Annotated in this window: 12 protein-coding genes and 1 pseudogene; 3 read left to right on the top strand and 10 right to left on the bottom strand. The window is 42.2% G+C overall.

Features of this window, described 5'->3' with window-relative positions:
* Nucleotides 1-158: 158 nt before the first annotated feature.
* The 4 genes from AC5590_RS26820 to AC5590_RS26805 form a co-directional block, all read right to left on the bottom strand.
* Entirely contained in the window at nt 159-674 is a 516-nt protein-coding gene (locus AC5590_RS26820) for a Fur family transcriptional regulator (protein WP_169266380.1), read from the bottom strand.
* A 68-nt stretch (nt 675-742) separates the two neighbouring features.
* Nucleotides 743-1,918: a PepSY-associated TM helix domain-containing protein gene (locus tag AC5590_RS26815; protein ID WP_169266379.1), complete on the bottom strand. Its 1,176-nt coding sequence runs from the start codon at nt 1,916-1,918 to the stop codon at nt 743-745.
* Nucleotides 1,919-2,355: 437 nt separating this feature from the next.
* Entirely contained in the window at nt 2,356-5,193 is a 2,838-nt protein-coding gene (locus tag AC5590_RS26810) for a TonB-dependent siderophore receptor (protein WP_169266378.1), read from the bottom strand.
* Between the two features lie 193 nt (nt 5,194-5,386).
* Nucleotides 5,387-6,385 carry an AraC family transcriptional regulator gene (locus AC5590_RS26805; protein ID WP_169266377.1) on the bottom strand — a complete coding sequence of 333 codons (999 nt, stop codon included), beginning with the start codon at nt 6,383-6,385 and terminating at the stop codon, nt 5,387-5,389.
* A gap of 177 nt (nt 6,386-6,562) precedes the next feature.
* Between AC5590_RS26805 and AC5590_RS26800 the strand changes: the two are divergent.
* Nucleotides 6,563-7,054, top strand: a pseudogene (locus AC5590_RS26800) (DNA-processing protein DprA); the annotation flags it as partial.
* Between the two features lie 81 nt (nt 7,055-7,135).
* Here AC5590_RS26800 and psb28 read toward each other — a convergent pair.
* From psb28 to AC5590_RS26770, 6 genes are all read right to left on the bottom strand, one after another.
* Nucleotides 7,136-7,507, bottom strand: coding sequence for a photosystem II reaction center protein Psb28 (gene psb28 / locus AC5590_RS26795; RefSeq protein ID WP_169266376.1), 372 nt, complete (start codon nt 7,505-7,507; stop codon nt 7,136-7,138).
* 13 nt (nt 7,508-7,520) lie between these two features.
* On the bottom strand, nt 7,521-9,242 hold the full coding sequence (locus AC5590_RS26790; RefSeq protein ID WP_169266375.1) for a serine hydrolase: 1,722 nt from the start codon (nt 9,240-9,242) through the stop codon (nt 7,521-7,523).
* A gap of 263 nt (nt 9,243-9,505) precedes the next feature.
* Nucleotides 9,506-10,309 (bottom strand): RNA methyltransferase, encoded by an 804-nt coding sequence (locus AC5590_RS26785; RefSeq protein ID WP_169266374.1) that lies wholly within the window; start codon nt 10,307-10,309, stop codon nt 9,506-9,508.
* A 28-nt stretch (nt 10,310-10,337) separates the two neighbouring features.
* Nucleotides 10,338-11,054, bottom strand: a complete 717-nt coding sequence (locus AC5590_RS26780) for a hypothetical protein (protein ID WP_169266373.1) — start codon at nt 11,052-11,054, stop codon at nt 10,338-10,340.
* Between the two features lie 366 nt (nt 11,055-11,420).
* Nucleotides 11,421-11,747, bottom strand: a complete 327-nt coding sequence (locus tag AC5590_RS26775; protein ID WP_169266372.1) for a hypothetical protein — start codon at nt 11,745-11,747, stop codon at nt 11,421-11,423.
* A 347-nt stretch (nt 11,748-12,094) separates the two neighbouring features.
* Nucleotides 12,095-12,538, bottom strand: coding sequence for a Spy/CpxP family protein refolding chaperone (locus AC5590_RS26770; RefSeq protein ID WP_169266371.1), 444 nt, complete (start codon nt 12,536-12,538; stop codon nt 12,095-12,097).
* A 325-nt stretch (nt 12,539-12,863) separates the two neighbouring features.
* On the opposite strand from AC5590_RS26770, the gene AC5590_RS26765 reads away from it, so the two are divergent.
* Nucleotides 12,864-14,075, top strand: coding sequence for a histidine kinase (locus tag AC5590_RS26765; RefSeq protein ID WP_169266370.1), 1,212 nt, complete (start codon nt 12,864-12,866; stop codon nt 14,073-14,075).
* A 34-nt stretch (nt 14,076-14,109) separates the two neighbouring features.
* Nucleotides 14,110-14,772: a response regulator gene (locus AC5590_RS26760; RefSeq protein ID WP_169266382.1), complete on the top strand. Its 663-nt coding sequence runs from the start codon at nt 14,110-14,112 to the stop codon at nt 14,770-14,772.
* The last annotated feature ends 3 nt before the right edge of the window (nt 14,773-14,775 follow it).

The raw sequence follows: 14,775 nt of genomic DNA, 5'->3' as shown, positions 1-14,775 counted from the left end.
TGGCGCTTTGGCGGTTCGTTCTTAACTCATCAAAGTTGCTGTGGTCGAGTACTAGTAGGACATAATTTCTAAAAACCGTGTTTTCATTCCTCATGGAACTTGCGTTGAATAAGCGTTTTACAGAAAACAAAAACACGGGTTTTAACGATTAAGAACTACTAGGCCGTGTTTTCAAACTCGTTATTTGTCTTGGTAACTCTTGAACAAATCCAATGAGTTGGTACTGATGCAGGCCATCCCTTTTGTATAGCTTCTGGACAAATGGCATGAAGCGTTAGCTGACAGTCGATAAGTTCCAGCCCAGCTTTTTTCACTTGTTTGGTCGCTTGTTTGATAATAGCTTGATTGCCAAATTCAAGAGCCTGATGACATTGGACACAAACAATATGATGGTGATGAAAATTAGAGGTGGTGTTGAGTTCGTAGTACTTTTGTGCCTGTGCTAATTCTAATTCTCGCAAAATTCCCATCCGCGCCATAATTTTTAGAGTGCGATACACTGTAGACAAACTCATCCCCTCTCCACGCTCAACCAGTAACTGGTGTACTTTTTCTGCGCTGAGATGATCACCTTTAACCACATGTTGAAAAATTTTAAAAATAACTTGACGTTGCGGGGTGAATCGATAACCTTTTGCCTTGAGTTCGGCTTTCAGTGTGTCAGAAGTATACATATATAGTGATTTTCATTTGAGTTTTATACATTTCCACGAATCATGTGAAAGTGGATGCATTTTCACATTCACAGCAGTTCGTGTGTATTGGACTCATGTGCGATACCGTTTGCGTCGAGTGGTTTATGGCCTACACTAACTTTTGCCCGATAGCGATACCACCACATGACAATACCACTCACGAATAGAACCAACGGTATATATCCAACAAAGACGTAGAAAATACGAGTAGGCAATCCGCCAAATGTACCATAGTGTAGGGGAGTAAAAGAGTTGAGGATGCGATCGCCCAATGACACCTTCAAAGAACTATCAACTCGCAAAACCTTACCACTATATTGGTCAAGATAAACACTGCTTTGACCATAATCCTCAGTTTCGTGGGGAAGTTTAAAAGCAACATTTAAAGCTTCTTCTGGTTTAGTTGGAAAATAAATTCTCCTGAGTTCTCCTTGAGGTAAGGCAGCAATAGCCGTTTGTAATTGTTCTTTAAGTCCTAGTGGAGACTTACCAGCAACAACAACAGAAACTGGAGTTGGTTGCTGCTTGGAGAAGGTGAGTGCGTAGATCATCGGGTTGACGACTTCACTAAAGCTCCAGCAAAATCCTGTGAAAAATGCGAAGATTAAAAATACTGATGCAATAGAGCCAGCAACTTTGTGAATATCAAAATAAAGCCGCTTGGGATGGGCATTCCACTTGATTTTGAATCCAGATATCAACTTACGCCAACCAGGCCAAAGGATAATACCTGAAATACTCATAAACGACATCAGTAAACCAATAATCCCCACAAACTTATAGCCAATGTCACCGCCTAAAAGAGCATAGTGGAGTGGGTAGAGGATTTCAAAAGACTTTTGGATAAAGCTTGGCTGCAAGTTATTACCCAAAATTGCTCCAGTGTAAGGGTTAACGTAATTTTCTGTCCATTCCTTTTGTTTGGTTTTCAGGATTACATTCATCGGCTCATTTGGCTTTGAGGGCAAGTGAATCCTCTGCACTGTTGCGTCTGGTTGATCGGCATAAATTTTTTTGACAGTGTTGAGAACAACCTCAACTGGCAGAGGTTCACCTTGAGGGGTGATTGTGCCAAAAAGGCGCTGCTGATCGAAGGTGCTAATTTCGGAATGGAAGACTAATAAACTACCGGTTAAGCCGACAATAATTGCAATCAGTCCCACCGCTAAACCGATGTAGCGGTGTAGGGTAAATATCAAGTTGCGTAGTTTTTTAGAGTTCATAGTAGGTACCTTAAAATATAATTGCTAAGCTAGAGGAGAGTTGGGTATTTCCCCTACACCCCTTGTTGGTCAAAACTCCCAATAAATCGTTCCTTGAACTGTAAACGGTGCTGTAGGATAGGCTGTGTCAAAAGCAGCTGTCTCGAATTTTTGTTCATGAGCGCTGTATAAGATAGTATTGAAAGATTTTTGTATTAAAGAAACAAGCTTAATGAAACTAAAATCAACAAAAGTTTACATATGTGCAGGTAAGTACAACACCGCTTAATGAGCAACAGCACTATGGCAATCTGAAGGGGCGATCGCTCTTTTGAGGTTACGCAAGGCTTAAAAAAGCGATCGCTCTTTTGAGGTTACGCAAGGCTTAAAAAAGCGATCGCTCTTTTGAGATTATGCGATCGCGAAGCGCTGACTTGTCAGTTGGCGTTGGCGTGGGATCAAAACTGTACGGAAACTGTCCCTAGTACTGTAAACGGTGCGCCGGGATATACGCTAGTCCGGCTCAAAGCACTTTCAAAGTAATACACATCAGATAAGTTCTTGAAATTCAGTCCCACTCGCAAGTTGTTACGACGGTAATAAATAGCTGCATCGGCTCGGACATAGCTAGGCAATGCGAACGTATTCGGTAAGTCTCCTTGTCGCTCGCCTACAAAAAACAATCCGGCTCCAAATCCCAGCCCTTTCAAGCTTCCCGTCTGAATTTCATAGGTTGTCCATAACCTGGCACTATTTCGAGGAACATTACTCGGCTCGTCACCTTTAAAAGCAGGTCTGGGATCTTCGGTGAATTCCGAATCAATGTAGGAATAGCTGGCAATGATGTTCCAACCGGGCAAGATTTGTCCGGCAAGGTCAAATTCAATACCCTGACTTTGTTGTTCACCGACTTGAAGGCTGAGTCTTGGATTCACTGGATCAGTCACAACAATGTTTTGTTTAGTAAGTTGGTAAGCCGCCAGTGTTGCTGCAAGTCTGCCGTTGAAAAATTCTGTCTTCACCCCAACTTCAAATTGTTCGCCCGTGGTTGGTTTAAACGGTGTACCGTCTGCATTGCCTTGAACCGGACGAGAAGGTTGAAACGATCTCGTCCAACTGGCGTATAAGGAGACGGGTTGAATCGGTTGGTAAACAATACCAACACGAGGGCTGAAGGCACTATCTTCTTGTTCGCTGGGTAGACCCGACGAGAATTGATTGTTAGTGGAGCCTGCTGCATAATCAAAGCGACCACCTAGCAAAATTTTCAGATTGTCACCAATTGAGATTAAGTCTTGGGCATAGACACCAATGAAATTTTGAGGTTCATTTTGATTTCTCGTAAATTGGCGTTCAAGGGGAGGGCGGCTATAGTTTGGATTGAAGATATTGATCGGCGGTACAGCAATACTAAATCTTTCTAGTGTGAGATTGTTTCTAGCCAACTCTAAGCCGAATAGCAAATCCTGCTTTACACTACCCGTTTGAATCTTGCCAAAAACATCTGTTTGCAGAACGTAATTCTCTGAGTCACTGTTGTCGAAGCCAGCACTACGATTTAGGGTTCGATTGTCTGCTTGCAGGCTTCCTGCAAATACATAACCCTCCTCATAATTTTGAAATTCGGCTCTGAACCCATTACGAATTGACCAATTATCACTGAATTTGTGTTGCAAACGATAGCCGAGCGCCACTCGAGCAAGGTCTAGATCCAATTCTGGGTCATCAAGATACCGGGAGCGAGGAATTTCTCCAAAAGGACTCTTAATTACTGAACCAACTGCTGGAATACCAGCAAGATACTCAACTTTAGAGACATGGAAGTATTCACCTTCCAGGGTCAAAGTGGTATTTTTACCAAGTTCAAAGCTGATAACAGGCGCAACAAATATCTGGTCAGACTCAACAAAATCTACATAGCTACCAGAGCTTTCATAAGCAGCATTCAACCGATAGCGAATTGTTTTATCTGCATTTAAGGGACCAGAAATATCCAGGGTCGGACGGTAGAAATCAAAGCTGCCGATGGTTGCATCAACCGCGTAATAAGGGGTTGAAAGGGGTTGCTTAGTTGTGATATTGAGAATGCCCCCCGGTTCACCCTGACCATAAAGAACAGATGCGGGTCCTTTGAGAATCTCAAGTTGCTCAACATTCGCGGTATCCGAAGCGCGGTTGCCAAAATATTTTCTAAAACCATTGACAAACGTGCTACTGGTAATAGCGTTTTCTGCAAACCCTCGGAAAATCAAGGTTGCACCAACCGCAGTTTGAGAACCTGCGCTTCCAGGAGTCACCCCACTGACGTTCTGAACTGCTTCCCTGGGTCGCGTAATTAGTTGATCCTTCAGCACGGTTGCTGGGATGACCTGAATCGACTGAGGAATGTAGAGGATGGGCGTGTCAGTTTTCGTCGCAGTTGTCGCATTAGGCACCTTATACCCATCTTGCTCACCTGTCACCACCAACTCAATTGGTTCATCACCAGTAGAGTACGGTTGAGTGGGTTGTGTCTGACTTTCTGGCTGCTGTGCAGGTGATCGTTGTGTTTGAGGTTGCTGTCCCTGTTGCGCCAAAGATGCAGTACTTGCGACACTGAAGATCAGACCTTCTTTTGGACTATCATACAACTCTACAATTGGTGCAGCTGCTGAACCTATCACCGTCACCCGGATAGTATTGGCATCAAAGTTTGTTACGGTTATCTCAGTAATACCCGCAATTGGTTTTTGTGAGCGGAATACGAACGGGCTGTTATCAGGTGAACGCAGTTGAGCGTTTGGAATGTCAACGATGAAGGTATTACTATTTACCTGAGTACGATTCTGCAGTTGCAGGTTAGCAGCAAGTGATGTTTGTAAAACTAGTTCCAAACCTTTGTTTGTGGGATTTGCCTTCACGAAGCTGACTTGTACGATTTGTTCAGCAGGTGTTGTTTGTGGGGTTGGCGACTGCACCAGCATTCTGGCACTACGAAGTGGATGCTGTATCTCGCTGAGTCGCGGAATTTTTGTTGTCGGCGTCGGTTTTGAATTACTGTTTGCACCAGAATTGCTCGCCGTGCTTAAAACGGGCGACTGTGTTGTCTGATTTACCCCCTGTTTAACCCTGAGCGTAGCCGAAGGGTTAACTTTGTCGCCTAAAATCGTGGGAGCTACAGCATTTTGGTAAGAATTTTCCCTACTCTCTAGTTTTACCTGTGCCGATGCACTTTGAACAACAACAGCACTCAAGCATCCTGATAAACCTACTGCCAGCCACTGATGAACACCACACTTCAATTGCCAACGCTTCATCACAACAGTCCTCAAACATTAAGTTAGCAAAAGTTCAAATTCCCTAACTCTGCTTAAAAACAGGAACTCAAATTCCAGTTCCCTTTTTTATCCGGAGCTAAGGCAAAGTGAAATCTTTATTGCAAACCCTTTCTAGTATTGATTCATTGAGTATAGAGAATCGCTAGCAACTGAGTCTATGACAAAAACGGTATCATGGCTCTGAAACGGACATTTTACCTAAAAAACATTCACTTGGCGTGATACCATACTTGCGCTTGAAGGTAAGAGCAAAGCGCCCCTGATGGGAATAGCCAATCCGATTGGCAACTGCAGCAACGGTAGTGTTACCTTGTCGCAAGAGCTGCTCTGCCCACTCCATACGTTTATCAGTCAGGTAGCCAAATACTGTTGTACCAAAAAGTTTCTGAAATCCGCGTCGGAGGGTGCGATCGCTCACCCCCACCTGCTGCGCTAATTCCAATATCGATGGCGGATTCTCCAAACTAGAGAGCAAAATTTCACGGGCGTAATTAAGTCGGGCGATGGTTTGTGCCTTCAGTTGCCCGGAAGAATGCACTCCACCCTGATCCGCCAAAATCGGGGCTAACTGCAACGCCATTAGTTCCAACACCTTTGCTTGCAAATATATCCGCTTTGTCATTCCTTGGTAGGGACAGTTAATCATTTGTTGTGCCACAAAGTTTATAGCTGTCGTCGTTTCTGGATAAAGCAATGTCTGCCAATCGTTGCCCTTCACCAGCAGACTCAACTCAGGGGAAATTTGCCCGTCGTGTGTGGGGAAAAAAGTTGCCAGCAAATCTGGCTGCATATGGATGTCAATGCCAACGTGCTGAGATTTTCGTATTTCAAAAGTCATTGCTCGTTGCACACCACTGCCAGAGATGAGCGTATACCCTCCACCAAAGTACTCACCTGTTCCATCTCCCACCATGCCAGAAAGCAGGACTGAAAATTGCACGGGGTGATTGCGAGCAGGCGCTTTCAATAACACATCATCGTGATATTTATAGTCGGAAATTGAAAGCCAGAGTTGGGGATACACCTCGATGTCTCGCACATAACCTTTACCCAGTTGCTTAGGTATTTGACATATAATTTCAAATGGTTCTGATGCTGCATTCCATGTACTGTTTTGCTCAGCTTCCGCCCACAATTGAGCACTGTCTTTTTGTGTAAGGGTAATCGTCATGGCAAGTATTAATAAGAAAATATATTAATAAATGTATGACAGTATGACATGCCGCAGCAGACACAGCAGGCGTCTCTTGCTGCTTTGCTCAGCTAGGCGAACTTGATATAAGTCCTAAATGTATCTTTGCTTCTCCAATCTGGGAATAATCAAGCCAGTAGACTTGAGGATGGGTAATTGGGACAAGAACGTGTATACTGGATAGCCTGGTCACAAATTTCTGGAGTAGGTTCAGTATTATTACAACAGTTGCAGCTGCATTTTGGTACACTGGCAGGAGCTTGGGATGCAAAACCTGCACAATTGAAAGAAGTAGAAGGTTTTGGTTTTCAAACGCTGCAAAAGGTGGTGCAACAACGTTCTCGTTTACATCCTGAACAAGTTTTCCAACAACTCCAAGAACAAAACCCAAATTTTTGGACACCCGCAGATGCAGACTATCCTCGGTTACTACTAGAAATACCCAGCCCACCGCCCATTATCTACTATCGTGGTGAAATAGATTTGCAAGAAAATCTGGGACAAAAACAACTTGTTGGGATTGTCGGGACACGCCAACCCTTAGAGTACGGTATCCGATGGACTCACCAAATTAGTACGGCTTTGGCTAAAAATGGCTTTACTGTTGTTTCTGGTTTGGCACAGGGAATTGATACAGAAAGACACGCTCATACCACGGACGCCAGGAGATTTTCAAGCCTGTTTCCTGTTAAGCGTTAAGCGTTCCCTATTCCCTGCCTCCCATAACAACTATTGTGATTCACCGTATACCATATCATTCACCTGGGCATAACGATTCATAAATCTCATGAATCGTTCCCAATGCTCTTCTTGGTCTACTTCAAATTTACATTCTACGCGCTGCAACTCATCACCTTCTGGACCGCCAAAAATGAATTGTGTGGAAGATGGAGTGACGCTGATTTCACCTTCTTCGTCTTTTAAAAGCATGGAATTTAAAGGTTGTTTTGTAAAGGTATTAAATCCTTCCAACGCTTTGAGTTGCTTAAAAATCATCACAACAATACGCTTACCAGAGGTGAGATTACGTCGCAAGCTAACATTGTTGAGTTCTTCAGTAATGCCAGAAAAAAATTGGATTGACGGTGTGATAGATGTCATGAAAAAGAAAAATTTATCGCTGGTAAGGATAATAATACTGCGGATTCATAACCGGAGGTGGAACCAGTGGCGCAACGGGAGGCTGATAACCGTTGGGGGGTATAGTGCTTCCCATACCATTGGGTAGAGGCGCAGTGATCACTGGCGGTTGATAACCGTTGGGGGGTATAGTGCTTCCCATACCGTTGGGTAGAGGCGCAGTGATCACTGGGGGTTGATAACCAGTTGTAGGGATTGTGCTTCCTGTGCTGTTGGGTACAGGCGGAGTCATTACTGGGGATTGAGAACCAGTTGTTGGGATAGTGCTTCCTGTCCTGTTAGGTACAGGCGGAGTCATTACTGGGGATTGAGAACCAGCTGTAGGGATTGTGCTTCCTGAACTAGGAGGTATGGGAGCATTTGGGCTAAATTGTTGATAAGCCGCACGAGAAATTGAGCTAATGAGTTTTTCGGCACGGGGATCGTTATTAGGACGTTGTACCATAACCGCAACTACATAACGCTTACCACTGGGCATATCAACTAAACCTGCATCTGCAAGTGTTGTGCCAATATCGCCCGTTTTATGGGCAATAGTTGCGCCTGCTCCTAAACCAGTAGGCAAAAGCTGATTTCTCACAGTGCGACGCATAATATTTAGTATGCGATCGCGCGATGCGACACTTACCAAATTTCCTTTATTCACCATCCCTATCAGCTTCGCTAACTCCTTTGGACTAGTCGTGTTTGTCCCTGACAAATCAGGTAGGGGATTGCGAATTGTAGTTGTTGTCAAACCCCAATTGCGGAAACGCTGATTCAGTGTCTCGATACCACCTAAGCGCTCAATCAGCATGTTTGTTGCTGTGTTGTCGCTGACTGTTATCATCTTAGTCGCCACTTCCATGATTGTGAACTGAGTTCCGGCTGGTTTATATTGCATATCCCCAGAACCACCAACAACCATTTGCTTGGTCATGGTCAGTGTTTCATCTAAACTAATTTTGTTATCATCTATATCTTGGAAAAAGGCAATCAAAATAGGAATCTTAATCGTGCTAGCAGCAGAAAAAGTGGAGGAGCCATTCACATCTATATAATTGCCACTGTCTAAATCTACTAAGAAAACTCCTGGTGTGAGATTAGGGCTAGCAGCTGCTAAATTTTGTACTATAGTTTTTAAAGAAGAAATTTCTTGAGTCAGGAATAACCCTGAAGCGGTTTCTGAGGGATTTTGGAACTGTCGCTGTGCCTGCCCAATAGTTGTATCAGATGATCTGCCATTTGATGTGTTGATGCGACTTGCAGGATCTAACACTGATAACGCCGTACCTACGATCGCACCAATACCAACTCCTACAATTAACAGCCGTAGGGCATACAAAAATGTTCTTGCCATCGGCTTTAAGCGCTTCTTTTGTCGAGATGCACCGATTTTTCTTGGTAACGGCTGCTTCCGCATTTCCACATTTTTTGACTGTACTTTCTTTGGATTGTATGGTGAAATCCTTCCTTTGGCAGCAGCTGTTGGTTTGGCTGGTGTTGGTGGTACTCCTGATCGCTTTGTGGGCGAAGTCACAGGGATTAAGGGGGGAATCGATTTTATACGTGTAGGCATTGTTCGGCTGTAGGGGGCTTGCTGCTGCTTTGTCGCTTCGACTTTATTTTGCCCCTGCTTTGGAACTTTGCTTTTAACCGGACGGCGGCTGGTTTTTGGACGCCGTGAGACTGTTTTTATAACGGTTCTCGTTGGCATAAGATAGGGTAGCAATAAAAGTGTAAAATAAAGAACACATCTAGAAAGGTTTTACTTTATTGGCTAAAGTCGCTTTCGAGCAATCCCTGATGGGAATTGAAATGTCTTTTGTGTGCGAACTTTGTAGCCCACTCTTTCAATTTACCTCTAAGGCACCTTATTATTTACATTAATTTTTGCTTATAATAGTTAGTTTTTTGAGTTGAGCTTAAGTTATTATGACAAGTTTTGGGACGATAAGTTAGTATACAAGTTAAGATGAGTTAAAAGCCTTGATGATTGTTCCGGTTCTCTAGCGCCCATTCTACCTGTCGTAAAATACCTCGCAACATCGCAACTTCTCTAGTTTGTAATTGAGCACGATTATACATTTGCCGAAATGTTTCCATACGGCTAGCTGCTGTATGAGGATAAAGATATCCAATCTTGAGTAGTAGTGATTCTAACTGTTGGTAGTATTCTTCTAAAATGTTCAAAGGTGCAGACTCGTTAACAGATGCGGGGATGGGCACAGCAAAAGGTACAGATAATTTTTCACTAGGAATCTCCGTGTTTTCTCTAGGCGTATCCTCTTGATTTTCTGTGTCATTTTTTGCTAACTCATAACAGCAAATAGCCACAGCAGTCGCCAAATTCAACGATGGATAATTAGAACTGGTAGGAATACGAATAAACCGCTGAGCATAATTTAATTCTTCATTACTCAGTCCTCGATCTTCCCTACCAAAAATTAGCGCGGCTGGTTGTTGTGGTTGCTCCAGTAACCAAGGTAGTGCTGTGGAGGGATTTTCCAGGGGGGAATCCCAGTGACGAACACGAGCGGTGGTGGCGATCGCCCGCGTACATCCTTGCAATGCTTCTGGTAGCGTCGTCACTGAGACTGCTGACTCTAAAATATCCTTAGCATGAACCGCCATTTGAAGTGCTTCACCTGACAAAGGTTTACATTGAGGATTAACCAACACAAGATGATTTAACCCAAAATTTTTCATCACCCGTGCGATCGACCCGACATTAATTGGTCCTGCTGGTTCTACTAGGATAACTCTCACCTGGTTTAATGCCATTTACTGCCCCTGTGTGTATTTACCTGGTTCAAAAAGAAGGCTTCTGCCATGATCTTGTTGGGTTTGCTGGCGTAAGCAAAGGTCCTCTGTTCGGGTTTTCTAGTCCACGGTTTAATCCTCCATTCGGGTTTGGTGGCGTCAGCAAAGGTTCTCTGTTTGGGTTTTCTGGTACACGCTTCAATCCTCCATTCAAGCTTCCGGGTGTGATTACAGCCCCGTTAGGGCTAACTCTATTGGTGTTGATGTTAACGCGCGTCCCATTCTGATAATAGTAGGTGGTAGAGCCATTGCCATTATTGATTGTTGTGGCAGGAGTAATCGTACTGCCATCTGGTGTGTTAATCACACCATTTTGATGAACGCGCGTCCCATAAGGATAATTGAGAATGTTGCCTACACCAGGACTAGAAGTGGAATTACTTTGTGCCTTAGCCGCAGATGGTGTTAAAAAACTGACTCCTAATGTTGTCAGGGCTAATATCAAGAGCTTGAAGACCTTTGGGCGATGATATGTAGAATATCTGGTTACAGGACGCGGCACAAGACAATTAGCCCTAGATATTTCACCTACCTCTACAATAGGACTTTTGCTAGAGTTGGGTAAAGGGTAAAGGGTAAAGGGTAAAGAGTTTTTATTTTCTCTTCCCCGTTTCTCAACCTTTTGCCTGACTTGTCCAACAAGTCTAGTTGAGACTTTACTGAACAACTTAGACGACAGCTTATTTATCGAAAAAACCTTATTCATCTTTCTTTTGTTCAAAGCTTTTTTTTATAAGTGTTGCATTATGGAAGCAAGCCTTGTAAAAACTTAGTGGGGCTTCTATATCTATGATAGAAAACTCTTGAAAAAATCAGATCCCCGACAACTTTTAAAGTTGTCGGGGATCTCAATAGGACTTAATTTTTAGACTACCGAGCTAGTGGAAACTCATATAGCTGTGATCAACAACACCAGTGATAAACTACATATTGGGTTGCTGACGACGAGCACCGTACTTAACTGCTTAATAACTCTTTAGAAATTCCTCAATTTTCGCTCTGGTTGTCACACACCTGTTGTGCGGTATCTTTTGACTCCAAATTGTCAAGGAAAAGTTGAGTTGATTACAATTCAGTTATAATATATAACTCTTCCTTGATTCGATTCCAAGCAACGGGTAGCAACGTTTAGTGTACCCCGACGCTGATTTCTTTGGTCCCAAACCAATACTTTCACTCCATTATTACCACTGCGAGAAAATTTTCCAGTTGCTACTACAGTGTAGTATTGACCAACTACTAATGGTGAAACTGCTTGTCCACTCATGTTGTAAGCCATGCAATTGTTGATAACATGAACCCTCGGAGGAGCAGCAAAAGCTGACGTAACAGACAAAGAAAGAGTTACAGTAGAGACAGTAGCGGCAGTAGCAACAGTAGCAATAAATTTGTTAAACATTTGAGTGACTCCTTATACTTTTAATAATGTTGTAGCTAGGACTTACGCATTGACGAAAGTCTGATTATGTGCGTTAAGTTATACCGGTTTACTGAACGGAAGTTTGTGATTAAGAGCTAACCTTCGTATCTTCTTTCTTATAGGGGTCAGACTCATCAAGTTATGCAATTAGGGGATTATATGGGAAAAAATGGCAGCAGAATTTGAAATGTTAAGCAGGCGAGACTCGTGAAAAAACAAGATCCCCGACTTCTCGCGAGAAGTCGGGGATCTTAATAGGACTTAATTTTTAGACTGCCGAGCTAGTGGAAACTCACATAGCTATGATCAACAACACCAGTGATAAACTACATATTGGGTTGCTGACGACGAGCACCTTTTTCCTGGCGGTATTTTTGCAGTTGTTCTTTTTGTTGTGCAGTCAGGACTGCTTCCATTTGCGTTTTCTGTGACTGCATGATTTGTCGGAATTGGTTTTTCTGATCATCAGAAAGATTTAAAGCAGCAAATCCACCTCGTCCCTGGCGGTTTTGCATAGCGGTTTTTAACTGTTCCCGTTGTTGTTCGGTGAGAATTTTGTCAACTTCAGCGCGGGCATTGGTACGAATTTCTTTTATTTTAGTTTTTTGCTCATCCGTTAGTCCCAAACGTTGGAATGGTCCTTCTTTTGGCTGAGATTGTGCAACTACTAAGGGTAGAGAGGAGTTTGCTTCTGCTTTAACGGCGAAGGAGGTTGTAGTTAAACTGAGGGCGATCGCTCCACAAATTAGTGATAAGTTTTTGAGTTTCATCCAAGTCTTTCTGTGCTTTTTTCCTAGTTGATACAACTATGGTAAGAGTTCAATTTTCAAAGCTACATGAGGAAAAAGTCATGAATAGATCCATGACTTTAGTCATAGATGTATACAATCAGTAAATTCATCCAGCAATCATGAAGTCTTTGGTTAGGAAATTATCTCTGTAACTAAGAAAAAACTCACAACTTTCTTTGGCATAGTAAAGATAAAAGGGTAATAGAAAATACTTTCTCTGTTAAAATTCTCACCAGCAAACCTTAAATGAATAGTCTTGATTTATAGTTTTACTATAAAACTAGTTGAGCTTGAGTATATTTTTGTGAGCCGTTCGATTCAATTTTACAATCATCCTTTCCGGTTTCTACTATATTTGGAGTGGGTATTGCTAGCGTTAGCTGCTTTTACCGCAGCTCTACCATCTCACCCAGATCGACATCAAACCAGCTTTCCTGAACTGACTATTTGTAGTCTGGTGCTTTTTGGCTTAATGGGTTTGAGATTACCAACTCGTAACCATATAAGTAAAGTCATTTACACCGCACTGGAGATATCTCTAATTTTGGTAACTGGTTTTTGGGGAGTTAAGGGTGATAGAATCTTTGCTTTTCTTGACATCATTTTAGTAACTCGCAGTTGTTTAATTTTTCAGTTACCAAGTCGTTTAATTATCACAGCCTTGTCATTTTTTTTATTTGTGCTAACACTGAGACGTCGTTTTGCACAAATACGATTTTTTCCAGGAATGCAGGAGCGTTTTTGGTTTTTTACTCTCAATTTTGCCTTAGTCTTCGTCTTAGCGTTATTATTTGTTTTACTATTAATGAATACAGTTTTATCTGAGCGAGAAAGTCGAGAAAAACTAGCCATTGCTAATGATAAACTGCGTCAATATGCTTTGCAAATTGAAAATCAAGCTACTCTTGAAGAACGCAACCGCATTGCTCGCGAAATACATGATTCCTTAGGACATTCTCTGACGGCATTAAATTTACAATTAGAAACTGCATTGAAACTTTGGGAATCGAATCCAACCAAAGCACAAACTTTTTTAGGAAGGGCAAAAGAGTTAGGTTCTAAAGCATTACAAGATGTCCGTCAATCAGTGTCTACAATGCGTTCTCATCCCTTGCATGAGCAATCTTTGTCACAGGCGATCGCTGGACTTGTAGAAAATGTTCAACGTTCAACTGGTATAACAGTAATTTGTCAAATTCACTTAGATCACCCTATTCCAGTTGAAGTTAGCACTGCTGTTTACCGCATTGTCCAAGAATCATTTACAAATATCTGTAAGTATGCACAAGCTACAGAAGTTAAACTGGAAATAATCACGACTCAAACTAGTTTGCATTTAAAAGTTGAGGACAATGGCATCGGGTTTAATTTAACACAAAATACCACTGGTTTTGGACTTCAAAGTATGCGTGATCGCACTTTGGCACTCAATGGTCATTTTCATATTAATAGTGCTCCTGGTTCTGGTTGCACAATGACAGCTTATATTCCCTTATCTAAAGTTACCGCAAACTAATTTCCAGATAAAAAATCAATAACTTATGACTAATATGATTAAAGTTTTGATTGTAGATGATCAAAGTTTAATTCGTCAAGGATTAAAAGCATTATTGGAATTAGAAGAAGATTTAGAAATTGTCGCAGAGGCAGAAAATGGCGAAATTGCAATTCATTTCGTTGAAGAATTCTATCCAGATGTGGTACTCATGGATATTAGAATGCCTATTATGGATGGTGTTGCAGCAACTAGGGAAATTCAAAAGCGTTTTCCCAAAACTAAAGTTTTAGTACTAACAACCTTTGATGATGATGAGTATGTAAAAACCGCTTTACAGAATGGAGCGATGGGTTATTTGCTAAAAGATACACCTTCAGAAGAGTTGGCTGTCGCTATTCGTGCTGTTAACAAAGGATACACTCAATTGGGACCAGGAATAGTTAAAAAACTTTTCACCCAATTTTCTAGTGTTCCACCAACCAAGCCACCATCTCCACCAGATAGCTTAGCTGAACTAACTCCTAGAGAAAAAGAAGTTTTGCGATTGATTGCTACAGGTGCTAGTAACAGAGAAATTGCACAACAGCTGTATATTTCTGAAGGGACAGTGAAGAATCATGTCACAAATATCTTGAATCGTTTAGATTTGCGCGATCGCACCCAAGCTGCAATTTTCGCTAATTCTTTTTTACCCTATTTGAATCATCCTAGTTAATTT

It is taken from the genome of Brasilonema octagenarum UFV-OR1, assembly GCF_963888615.1.
GTDB lineage: Bacteria > Cyanobacteriota > Cyanobacteriia > Cyanobacteriales > Nostocaceae > Brasilonema > Brasilonema sennae.
The sequence above is the reverse complement of the archived record's forward strand: the minus strand, read 5'-3'. Positions and strand labels throughout refer to the sequence as shown.

Excerpts from the sequence above, each read along its gene's own strand:
- AC5590_RS26805 (WP_169266377.1), bottom strand. The coding sequence starts at position 6,385 with ATGACGATTACCCTTACACAAAAAGACAGTGCTCAATTGTGGGCGGAA.
- AC5590_RS26815 (WP_169266379.1), bottom strand. The coding sequence starts at position 1,918 with ATGAACTCTAAAAAACTACGCAACTTGATATTTACCCTACACCGCTAC.
- AC5590_RS26770 (WP_169266371.1), bottom strand. The coding sequence starts at position 12,538 with ATGAAACTCAAAAACTTATCACTAATTTGTGGAGCGATCGCCCTCAGT.
- AC5590_RS26810 (WP_169266378.1), bottom strand. The coding sequence starts at position 5,193 with ATGAAGCGTTGGCAATTGAAGTGTGGTGTTCATCAGTGGCTGGCAGTA.
- AC5590_RS26785 (WP_169266374.1), bottom strand. The coding sequence starts at position 10,309 with ATGGCATTAAACCAGGTGAGAGTTATCCTAGTAGAACCAGCAGGACCA.
- AC5590_RS26775 (WP_169266372.1), bottom strand. The coding sequence starts at position 11,747 with ATGTTTAACAAATTTATTGCTACTGTTGCTACTGCCGCTACTGTCTCT.
- psb28 (WP_169266376.1), bottom strand. The coding sequence starts at position 7,507 with ATGACATCTATCACACCGTCAATCCAATTTTTTTCTGGCATTACTGAA.
- AC5590_RS26790 (WP_169266375.1), bottom strand. The coding sequence starts at position 9,242 with ATGCCAACGAGAACCGTTATAAAAACAGTCTCACGGCGTCCAAAAACC.
- AC5590_RS26780 (WP_169266373.1), bottom strand. The coding sequence starts at position 11,054 with ATGAATAAGGTTTTTTCGATAAATAAGCTGTCGTCTAAGTTGTTCAGT.
- AC5590_RS26760 (WP_169266382.1), top strand. The coding sequence starts at position 14,110 with ATGATTAAAGTTTTGATTGTAGATGATCAAAGTTTAATTCGTCAAGGA.
- AC5590_RS26820 (WP_169266380.1), bottom strand. The coding sequence starts at position 674 with ATGTATACTTCTGACACACTGAAAGCCGAACTCAAGGCAAAAGGTTAT.